The sequence below is a fragment of the Sorangium sp. So ce119 genome, assembly GCF_051524405.1.
GTDB lineage: Bacteria > Myxococcota_A > Polyangia > Polyangiales > Polyangiaceae > Sorangium > Sorangium cellulosum_G.
In genome coordinates this window covers 11721971-11732089 of the sequence record NZ_CP150310.1, presented here as the reverse complement: position 1 = coordinate 11732089, position 10119 = coordinate 11721971, and the positions used below count along the sequence as shown (strand labels likewise).

9 protein-coding genes are annotated in these 10119 nt (G+C 71.6%); all 9 read left to right on the top strand.

The annotated features are described in order from the left end of the window. Positions 1-816: 816 nt before the first annotated feature. The 9 genes from WME76_RS44310 to WME76_RS44270 all read left to right on the top strand — a co-directional run bounded on the left by WME76_RS44310 (position 817) and on the right by WME76_RS44270 (position 10083). Positions 817-1890, top strand: coding sequence for a hypothetical protein (locus WME76_RS44310; RefSeq protein ID WP_437958176.1), 1074 nt, complete (start codon positions 817-819; stop codon positions 1888-1890). A gap of 125 nt (positions 1891-2015) precedes the next feature. Beyond that, positions 2016-2612: a tRNA isopentenyl-2-thiomethyl-A-37 hydroxylase MiaE gene (gene miaE / locus WME76_RS44305; RefSeq protein ID WP_437958175.1), complete on the top strand. Its 597-nt coding sequence runs from the start codon at positions 2016-2018 to the stop codon at positions 2610-2612. 6 nt (positions 2613-2618) lie between these two features. Next, entirely contained in the window at positions 2619-4076 is a 1458-nt protein-coding gene (locus WME76_RS44300; protein WP_437958174.1) for a hypothetical protein, read from the top strand. Positions 4077-4289: 213 nt separating this feature from the next. Continuing rightward, a complete protein-coding gene (locus tag WME76_RS44295; protein WP_437958173.1) occupies positions 4290-4751 on the top strand; it encodes an ATP synthase F0 subunit B in 462 nt (153 codons plus the stop codon). Next, positions 4748-5773, top strand: coding sequence for a F0F1 ATP synthase subunit B family protein (locus WME76_RS44290; RefSeq protein ID WP_437958172.1), 1026 nt, complete (start codon positions 4748-4750; stop codon positions 5771-5773). Before WME76_RS44295 ends, WME76_RS44290 begins: the two co-directional genes overlap by 4 nt. After that, positions 5770-6312 carry a F0F1 ATP synthase subunit delta gene (locus WME76_RS44285; RefSeq protein WP_437288132.1) on the top strand — a complete coding sequence of 181 codons (543 nt, stop codon included), beginning with the start codon at positions 5770-5772 and terminating at the stop codon, positions 6310-6312. Before WME76_RS44290 ends, WME76_RS44285 begins: the two co-directional genes overlap by 4 nt. 116 nt (positions 6313-6428) lie before the next feature. Continuing rightward, the gene (gene atpA / locus WME76_RS44280; RefSeq protein WP_437958171.1) at positions 6429-8321 is read left to right on the top strand and encodes a F0F1 ATP synthase subunit alpha; all 1893 of its coding nucleotides are present in this window, start codon (positions 6429-6431) and stop codon (positions 8319-8321) included. Positions 8322-8327: 6 nt separating this feature from the next. Beyond that, on the top strand, positions 8328-9290 hold the full coding sequence (gene atpG / locus WME76_RS44275) for an ATP synthase F1 subunit gamma (RefSeq protein ID WP_437958170.1): 963 nt from the start codon (positions 8328-8330) through the stop codon (positions 9288-9290). 187 nt (positions 9291-9477) lie between these two features. Next, positions 9478-10083 carry an L-threonylcarbamoyladenylate synthase gene (locus tag WME76_RS44270; RefSeq protein WP_437958169.1) on the top strand — a complete coding sequence of 202 codons (606 nt, stop codon included), beginning with the start codon at positions 9478-9480 and terminating at the stop codon, positions 10081-10083. Positions 10084-10119 lie beyond the last annotated feature (36 nt).

Sequence of the window (10119 nt, the reverse complement as noted above, 5' to 3'; positions counted from 1 at the left end):
CGCTGCTCTGAAGTCCGCTCCACGAAAATAGGTTTCGGGGGCGACCGCAAGAACCGTCGCCCCCAACTTATCCACAGGTCTCACAGCGAGGACTCGCCTCTAACCCCTGGAGATCTCTATGTTATTCTGAATGTAATCGAAGGGCGCGTCGACTTTTCAACAGTCCGCCCACGGCCGCTTCGCCCTCGGGAATTCGTCCGCGAGCCTCCAGGGAATGCGGGTGAGAAATACGGCCCCACTGGACTGGCGCTCGGCTCGGCTCCTGCCAAGCACGCCGATCGAGGTGGGGGTGCAACCGTCGCGTCGAGGTCCATTGCATTGGAAGACAGATCGGCACAGCCGTCCCCCATACCGCCTCACAGAGCTCGGTAGCCCGCAGCGCCCCTTGCGGGGCCACCCTTTGGAGGACTCGGTGCGGCGTCGGACCGCCCCGAGGACGAATCCGAGGTAGCACCGGGTGAGTCCGGGCGTCTATCCCCAACTGCGAAACCTGAACCAAGTATCGGTTTTCATTGGCATAAATTCAGTCCATTGCGCACTGCGAAACCGGCTTCGCGTCATCCGCGCTCAGACCCCCGGACACCAGGCACGAAAACTCCCGACGCCAATCGGTGATTTTCACGACGCGCCCTCGATTCCAGAGCAAAACCCGCTCATCTCGGCGTCAAGGGCTAAGTTGGCCTATTTTCCAGCTTTTTTTGAAACGCGAAGGTCGTCCAGTACACAGCGATCGGGTCGAGCCGATTTCATGATCCGAGAATTTGCCCCCAGGGTCGCGGTCTGCGGTATGGCGAGGCGATGCCGTCGAGGATCCGGTTGACAGAGGGGGCACTCCTGGCGCAGCAGCCGGAGCGGTCGCGCCGGGCGGCGACGACCTCCGCGCGCGCCAGGGTCCTGGCGGCGGCGGCCGCGCTCTCGCTGACCGCGTCCGCGGGGCCCGCGGCGGCCGAGCCGTCGTCGCTGCCGCCGCAGCTCGCCTACGCCTACGGCGAGAACGAGACGCCCCGCGCCGCGGCCTTCGGCGGCGCGCTGCGCGCCCTCGGGAACGGGACGTCGGCCGTCTTCCTGAACCCGTCCGCGATGGTGGAGACCCGCGTCTACCACCTCCAGGGGCTCTTCCAGGGGAGCCCGGAGGCGGGCCGGCACACGTACGGCGGCGTCGTCGTCGACTCGGTCACGGGCAAGCTCGCGGGGGCGATCTCCTTCGTCGGGGGCTTCGTCGACGCCGAGGGGATCGACCGGCAGTCCCTCGATGCCCGGGTCGGCCTCGCCTACCCCATCACCGAGCGCCTCTTCGTCGGGCTCACCGGCCGCTACGCCAAGATCACGCAGGACGGGACGCCCATCTCGGGAGGCCTCCACGACAGCAAGGGGGAAGACCCGGTCTCGGGCGGCCTGATCGAGAGGGAAGATGGGAACATCGTCGGCCGGCACTCCTTCGTCAACGAGTTCACGTTCGACGCCGCGGTCACCGTCAAGCCGACGGACAACCTGTACATCGCGGCCGTCGGGCAGAACCTCTCGTACCCGGACCACGGGCTGCTCCCCACGACGATCGGCGGCGGCGTCGGGTTCGGCACCCCGGACTTCTCGATCGAGGTCGACGGGCTCGTCGATCTCAACTCCTACCGCGACACCACGTACCGCCTCATGGCCGGCGGCGAGTACCTCGTCGCCGATCACTTCCCGCTCCGCGCCGGATACCGCTTCGACCAGGGCGCGGACCAGCACGCGCTGTCGCTCGGCGTCGCCTACGTGGGCACCCAGTTCTCGGTCGAGGGCGCCGTGCGCCGTGCGCTCGCCGGCGGCGGGCCCACCACGTTCGTGGTCGGGCTCTCGTACCACCTCGAGTCGAGCGGGCTGACCCGCGCGTCGTCCGACGGGCTCTAGCCTCATCTCCCCGGGGCGCCGCCCCGCTCCGCGGCCGCCCGGGTGCCACGGCGCGTCCGGCACGGAAGCGTCGAGGCCCGCCTCCCCCTTCTCGCCGCGGCGCGCCTGCTCTAGGTCGGCCCTGCGTGCTGTGCCTGACCCTACCGACCGATCCACGCTGGGCTGACGTGGCGCTCGCCGACCTGCCGGCGCTCCTGACCGACCACGCCCACTGCGAGATGAAGGCCGCGTCGAACGCGCTGTCGCTCGCCGCGCGCTGGCCGTCGATCCCGCGCCTCGCGAGGGCGCTCGTCGATCTCGCCGAGGAGGAGCTCCGGCACTTCCGCGCGCTCCTCGACGTGATCGAGCAGCGCGGCCTCGCGCTCGGCAAGCCGGAGACCGACGCCTACGCCAGCGAGCTGCGCAAGGCGGCGTCCAGCACCTGCGCGCGCAACGCGCGGGCCGCGCTCATCGATCGGCTGCTCGTCGGCGCGATCATCGAGGCCCGCTCCTGCGAGCGCTTCCGGCTGCTCGCCGACGGGCTCGCGGCGCGCGAGCACGAGCTCGCCCCGCTCTACGAGGAGCTCTTCGCGTCGGAGGCCCGGCACTACCGGACCCTCGTCGACCTCGCCGTCGAGGTCGCCGGCGACGAGGACGCGACGCGCGGGCGGCTCGCCGAGCTCGCGCGCGCCGAGGGCGAGATCGCACAGCGGCTCGGGACGGCCGCCGCGGTGCACGGGTAGGTGCGCATGGACGTCGATCTGATCCGCCTCGATCGGGAGGTTGCCCGCGCGGCGCGCGCGTGGCGCGCGGCGCTCGACGACCTCACCCGGCGCGGCCCGACCCCGTCCGCCGTGGACCAGGACAGCGCGACCGCGGCGGAGGCGAGGGCCCGGCTCGAGAACCCGCTCGATCCGTTCCGGCGCGTCAGCGCGCGGACGACCTACCTCGAGCTCACCGGCAAGACCCCGAGCCTCGGCGCGGAGCTCGGGTACGCGGGCGAGCCGGAGGCCCCCGCGCCGGACCCGACCGGCCTCGCGGCCCCGCTCGCCGACTGGGTGCACACGCTCACGCTGGAGCGGGTCGTCTGGGCCGACCGCGTCCGGCTCGCCACGGCGTGGCACGCCGCATCGATCCTGATCGACGTGCCCGAGCCGGCGCGGATGTCGCCCCACGAGGCGCGGCTCAGGCTGCTCGCCGACCCGACCGACGCCGGACGGCAGACCTTCGCCGAGGTGCTCGCCCGCGGCGCCGGAGCGGTCGCCGACGCCGCGCGCATCCTCGTCGAGCGGCGGCACGAGGCGGCGCGCCTGCTCGACGAGGCGCGCCTCGCCGCCGTCGAGATCCCCTGCGATCCTCCGGGCGCCGCGCTCGGCGCCGCCGAGGCGCTGCTGCACCGGACCGAGCCGATGCTGCGGCCGGAGGCGACCTGGCACGGCGCGCTCGGCCGGGCCGTGGGGCGGGACGCCGCGTCGGGGTGGCCGGCGCGGCTCGGCCCGCGGTGGATCGAGGAGCTGTTCCGCGCGACGAAGCTCACCGAGGGCCTCGCGATCGATCTGGGACCGCTGCCGCACCCGCTCGGCGCGGCCTCGTTCGCGCGCGCGCTCGCCCGCTTCGGCGCGGCGCTGTCGCGCGCCTCCGCGCGCGGGCCGTTCGCGCTCGCCCACGCGCCCGCCGATCTCCGGCGCGCGCGCCGCGCCGCGCTGTTCGGCGGCCTCGTCGCCGATCCCGTGTTCTGCGGCCGCGCGCTCGGGCTCGGCCGAGGCCGCGCGCTCGATCAGGCGCGCGCGACCGCGCAGAGCCTCCTGCTCTCGCTGCGCCTCGACGCCGCGACCGTGTCGCTCGTGGGTCATGCCGGCCAGGACGGAGGCGGGCACGTGCTGCTCCGGGCCGCGCGCGATCGCAGGGATCGGTTCGAGGAGGTGACGGCGCGCGCGCTCGGCGCGCCGATCCCGGGGACGCTCGCCGGGGTCGTCCCGGCGCTCGAGCCCGACATCGCCGTCCGGCTCGCCGGGGCGCTGCTCGCGGCGCGCGATCGGCGCGATCTGATCGAGCGCTTCGACGAGGACTGGTTCCGCAATCCGCGCGCGGCCGAGGCCCTGCGCGACGAGGACAGCGCGCCGCGCTCGCCCGCGTCGAGGCGCGCCAGCGCCGACGACCTCGAGGCAGGCCTCGGTGAGATGATGCGCTCGCTCGCGAGCTTGTAGCGCCCCCGCCACGGCGAGCGCGGCGCCCCCTGAACGAGCGCGGCGCGGCGCGGAGAGGCGAGCCCGACCGCCCTGCCGAGATCCCTTCCAGCTTCGACTGACACGTGCTAGTGCCCGCGCGACGAAAACGCCCTCCCCAGGGGGCGCGCGGCAGCGAGCGGCTCCCGCTGCTCCGCCCTCGTCGCCGAACAAGCACCCGTGAATCCGAACGCCATGCACCCCCTTCTCGCGTCCGGCGCCATCGCCGTCGACTTCGATCTGACGTTCCTGGCGCAGGTCGTCCTGTTCTCGACGTTCATCGTCGTGCTCAAGCCGCTGCTGTTCGATCCGCTGCTCCGCGTCTTCGAGGAGCGCGAGCGGCGCACCGACGGCGCCAAGCGGGAGGCGCGCGAGATGGACGAGCGCGCAGGCGAGCTGCTCACCCGCTACGAGGCCGAGATCGAGCAGGTCCGGCGCGAGGCGGGGATCGAGCGGGAGCGCCTCCGCGCCGAGACCATGAAGGTCGAGGCGCAGATCATGGCCGAGGCCCGGGCCGAGACCGCCCGCATCCTCGAGGACGGCAAGGCGAAGATCGCGGCCGAGGTCGCCCGCATGCGCGGCGAGCTCGCCGCCGCCCAGCCCGCGCTCGCGGCGGAGATCGCCGCCAGCATGCTCGGCCGCGAGGTGCGCCAGTGAAGAAGCCGCTCCGCCGCTCCTCGATCGCCCTCGGCCTGACCGCGGCGCTCGTCACCGGCACCGCGCTGGCGCAACAGCCTGCCGCGCAGCCCGCGCCTGCCGCGCAGCCCGCGATGCCGCCGGGGCACCCGCCTGTCGGCGCCGCCCAGCCCGGTCAGCCCGGCGCCGCCCAGCCGGGCGCGCAGATGCCCGCCCGCCGCGACGTGCAGCCCGGCCGGCCGCTCGGGCCGGGCGGCCGCCAGCTCCCGCCGGGCCACGGGCCCCGGCCGCAGGGCGGCCAGCTCGGCCGCGCGCGCCCCGCGCCGCCGCCGCCGGAGACCACCGAGCACGCGTCGCACGGGGAGGAGCACTGCCCCGGCCACGGCCCGACCGACCCGCCGCCGCACGTCAACTGGTGGCAGGGCCTGATCGGCGTGAACAACGAGGCGGCCGCGAAGGGCGGCATCAACTCGCTGCTCTGGCGCTACCACAACGACAAGAACCCCTGCGACCCGAAGAACCAGCCGCCGCCGTTCCTGGCCTCGGTCCTGAACTTCGGGCTCCTCGCCTTCATCATCGTCCGCTTCGGGAGGAAGCCGATCGCCGAGGCGCTGAAGAAGCGCAAGCAGACGATCACGCAGGAGCTCGACAACGCCTCGCGCCTCAAGCGGGAGGCCGAGCGGCGGCTCGACGAGTATGAGGACAAGCTCACGCGGCTCGAGGAGACGCTCGCGGAGCTCAAGGCCGAGCACGCGGCGCAGGCCGAGCTCGAGAAGGCCCACGTGCTCGCCGAGGCGGAGCAGCGCCGCGTCCGGATGCGGCGCGACGCCGAGTTCCGCATCGAGCAGGAGCTCAAGGCGGCGCGCGCCATGCTCCTCCAGGAGGCGGTGCAGAACGCCGTCACCGCCGCCGAGGAGCTGCTGCGGCAGCGCGTCGGCCGGGACGACCTCGACCGGGTCAACGAAGAGTACCTGAAGGCCATCCCCGCGGCCGTCTCCGCCGGCGCCGCCCGCGGAGCCCAGACCACCGGAGCAGCGACATGAGCTACGAGGCCGTCGCCCGACGCTACGGGCGCGCGATCTTCGAGATCGGCAAGGAGACCGGGACCCTGGCGAACCTCTCCAGGGAGATCGGGGACGCGAGCGCGATGTACTCGGCGAGCGAGGAGCTCCGCCTGGTGCTCGACAACCCGCTCATCCCCGAGGCCCAGCGCGATGAGATGCTCGGCGAGCTCGGCGCCCGCGCCGGCTTCTCGGAGGTGACGAGGAACACGCTGCTGCTGCTCGCGCGGCGCCGGCGGCTCGCGGCGTTGCCCGAGATCGCCCGGCAGCTCGCGCTCCTCGTCGATCAGGACCAGAACGTCGCGCGGGCCGTGGTCACGAGCGCGGGCCCGCTGAGCGACGGTTACCTCGACCGCCTCCGGGCCGAGCTCGAGAGGTCGACCGGCAGGAAGATCTCGATCATCCACAAGCAGGATCCCTCGCTCATCGCCGGTGTGGTCACGCAGATCGGCGATCAGGTGATCGACGGCAGCCTCCGGACGCGGCTGTCGGCCTTCCGCGAGAACCTGCTCCGAACCTGAGGGGACGCGACCCCGCCCCCCTGTTTCACGAGTGGTCGGGGCGCAGCGCGCGCTGCCCCCTCGACCTTGACGACGTAGATTTCGAAGCCCAAGCGTCTCCCGACAGAGGACTCCGCATGCAGCTCCGCGCCGAAGAGATCTCTCAGATCATCAAGAAGCAAATCCAGAACATCGACAAGGCCGCTCAGGTCACCGAGACGGGCACCGTGCTCACCGTGGGCGACGGCATCGCCCGCGTGCACGGCCTGAGCCGCGCCATGGCCGGCGAGCTCGTTGAGTTCACCGGCTCGGAGGGGTCGAGCCTGATGGGGCTCGTGCTGAACCTCGAGCAGGACAACGTGGGCGCCGCCATCTTCGGCGATACGAGCGTCATCAAGGAGGGTGACGCCGTGAAGCGCACCGGGCGCATCATGGAGGTGCCCGTCGGCGAGGCGACCCTCGGGCGCGTCGTCAACGCGCTCGGCATGCCGATCGACGGCAAGGGGCCGATCGAGTCGAAGGAGCGGCGCCGCGTCGAGGTGAAGGCGCCCGGCATCATCCAGCGCCAGCCGGTCACCGAGCCGATGCAGACCGGCATCAAGGCGATCGACGCGATGATCCCGGTCGGCCGCGGCCAGCGCGAGCTCATCATCGGCGACCGGCAGGTCGGCAAGACCGCCGTCGCCGTCGACGCGATCCTCAACCAGAAGGGCAAGGGCGTCATCTGCGTCTACGTCGCCATCGGCCAGAAGCTGTCGACGGTGCGCCAGGTCGTCGACCGGCTCGATGCGCACGGCGCGCTGGAGTACACGATCATCGTCGCCGCGACGGCGAGCGAGACCGCGCCGCTCCAGTTCATCGCGCCGTACACCGGCGTGACCATCGGCGAGTACTTCCGCGACAGCGGGCGCCACGCGCTGTGCATCTACGACGACCTGTCGAAGCAGGCGGTCGCGTACCGCCAGCTCTCGCTGCTGCTCCGCCGCCCGCCGGGCCGCGAGGCGTACCCGGGCGACGTCTTCTACCTCCACTCCCGGCTCCTCGAGCGCGCCGCGAAGATGGCCGACATCTTCTACGTCGTGGCGAAGGGGACGAAGATCGAGGGCGGCGACCCCGCGTACCGCGGCGTCGACGGCAAGGCGCACGTCGGGGCGCACGGGATGCACTCCGCGAAGGACTCGCTCTGGAAGACGGTCGATGCGGCCCTCTTCGAGAAGCTCGAGCAGGCGCGCAAGGAAGAGAAGAAGGACGAGATCAAGAAGCTCGAGCAGCAGCTCTCGGACAAGGGGAAGGCGAGCGACTACGAGATCGTCCGTGACCCGAAGTCGGGCGGCTCGCTCACGGCGCTGCCGGTCATCGAGACGCAGGCCGGCGACGTGTCGGCGTACATCCCGACGAACGTCATCAGCATCACGGACGGGCAGATCTTCCTCGAGGCCGACCTCTTCTACTCCGGCGTCCGCCCGGCCATCAACGTCGGCATCTCGGTCAGCCGCGTCGGCGGCAACGCGCAGATCAAGGCGATGAAGTCGATCGCCGGCACGCTCCGCCTCGACCTCGCGCAGTACCGCGCGATGGCGGCGTTCTCGCAGTTCGCCTCGGACCTCGACGCGAAGACCCGCGCGCAGCTCGAGCGCGGCGCGCGCCTCACCGAGATCCTGAAGCAGGGCCAGTACGTGCCGCTCGCCGTCGAGAAGCAGATCCTCATCATCTACGCCGGCACGCAGGGCCTGCTCGACGACCTGCCGGTGAGCTCGCTCGCGCGCTTCGAGGACGAGCTCTACAAGTTCATCGAGGGCAAGCACGCGCAGATCTTCGCGGACATCCGGGAGAAGAAGGCCCTCGACGACGACCTCAAGTCCCGCATGACCAAGGCGATCGAGGCGTACAAGAAGCGGTTCGTGGTGGAGCAGGGCGGCGCCTCGACCGCCAGCGCGGCGGCGACCGACGAGGACGCGGACGACGAGGAGCCGGCGCCCAAGGCGAAGTCGAAGAACGGCAAGAGCGCCTCGAAGGCCAAGGAAAAGTAGGCAGCCGTGCCCAGCCTCAAGTCCATTCGCAAGCGGATCTCGAGCGTCAAGTCGACGCAGAAGATCACCCGCGCCATGAAGATGGTCGCGGGCGCCAAGCTCAACAAGGCGCAGCAGCGCATCACCGAGCTCCGGCCCTACGCCGTCAAGGTGCAGGAGGTGCTCTGGGAGATCACGCGCGACGCGGCCGCGGCGCCTTCGGCCGACGCGCCCGCGGCGGAGAGGATCGGGGCGGAGGGCGAGGCGGCCGTGATGACCGGGGGCGAGACGCCGGCGCACCCGCTGCTCGTGACCCGCCCGGAGCGGCGCGTGCTGCTCCTCGTGCTCACGAGCGACCGCGGCCTCTGCGGCGCCTTCAACACGAACATCAACAAGCGCGCCGAGCGCGAGTGGAAGAGCCGGACCGAGGCCGGTCAGGAGGTCCACCTCGCGATCATCGGCCGCAAGGGGCGCGACTACTTCAACCGCCGCAACGCCCCGATCCGCGAGTACCTGTCCGGGGTCTGGGACAAGCTCGGCCTCGAGACGGCCCAGGCGGTCGGCGCGAAGATCCTCGCCCCGTTCAACAAGGACGAGATCGACGCGATCTACCTCGTCTACAACGAGTTCAAGAGCGCGATCACGCAGACCGTCGTCGTCGAGCGGCTCCTGCCCGCCGGCGCGCCGGCGCGGAGCGAGGCAGACGAGGGCGACCGCGCCGGACAGGCCGCGGAGTTCCTGTTCGAGCCGGACCGGGGAGCGCTCCTGGAGCGGCTCGTCCCGATGTACGTGGACATCTCGGTGCTCCGCGCGCTCCACGAGTCGATGGCGAGCGAGCTCGGCGCGAAGCTCACGGCGATGGATGCCGCGAACAAGAACGCCAAGGAGATGATCGACAGCCTGACGCTCGAGTACAACAAGGCGCGGCAGGCGGCGATCACCAAGGAGCTGATGGAGATCATCGGCGGCAGCGAGGCGCTCAAGGAGTAGCGCCGCGCGCCGGCAGCCCTGCCGGATCTCCGACCGCTGCCTCGAACCGGTCGCCCGTGGCGATCGGTTCGAGCGCGGGCTTTGCATCTTCCACCCCATCGACCGCTCGCCGGCTGCCCAGCGCTGGCCGCGCTTCGTGCGGCCAGCACTGGCGAAGCCGGACGGGCGACCCCATGGTCCCGTTCCCGTGCTCCAGCCCATCAACGCCGACCATCCGGAACCACGCAAGATCGCGCGAGCCGTCGACCTCATGCAGAAGGGCGAGGTCATCGGCTACCCGACCGATACCGTCTACGGGCTCGGGTGCGATCTGATGAACAAGCAGGCGATCGAGCGGATCTACCAGATCAAGGGGATGCGCCAGAACAAGAACCTCGCGTTCATCTGCCCTGATCTGAGCGACATCGCGCGCTACGCCATCGTCGAGAACCAGGCGTACCGCATCCTCAAGCGCTTCCTGCCGGGGCCGTACACGTTCATCCTCCCGGCCACGCGCGAGGTGCCGAAGTACGTGCACCTCAAGCAGAAGACGGTCGGCATCCGGGTGCCGAACCACCCGGTGGCTATCGCGCTGGTCCGCGCGCTCGGGCGGCCGCTCATCAGCACGACCGCCGCGCCGCCCGGGGAGGATCCGATCATCGATCCCGGGGAGATCGACGACCGGTTCCCGGGGCTCGCGCTCGTCCTCGACGCGGGGACCGGCGGGGGCGTGCCGACGACCGTGATCGACCTGAGCCAGGGCGACATCCAGGTCGTCCGCCAGGGCGCAGGGCCGACGGACGAGCTCGTCTGAGATGACGTCGCGCTCCGCTGCGCCTGCCAGCGGTGG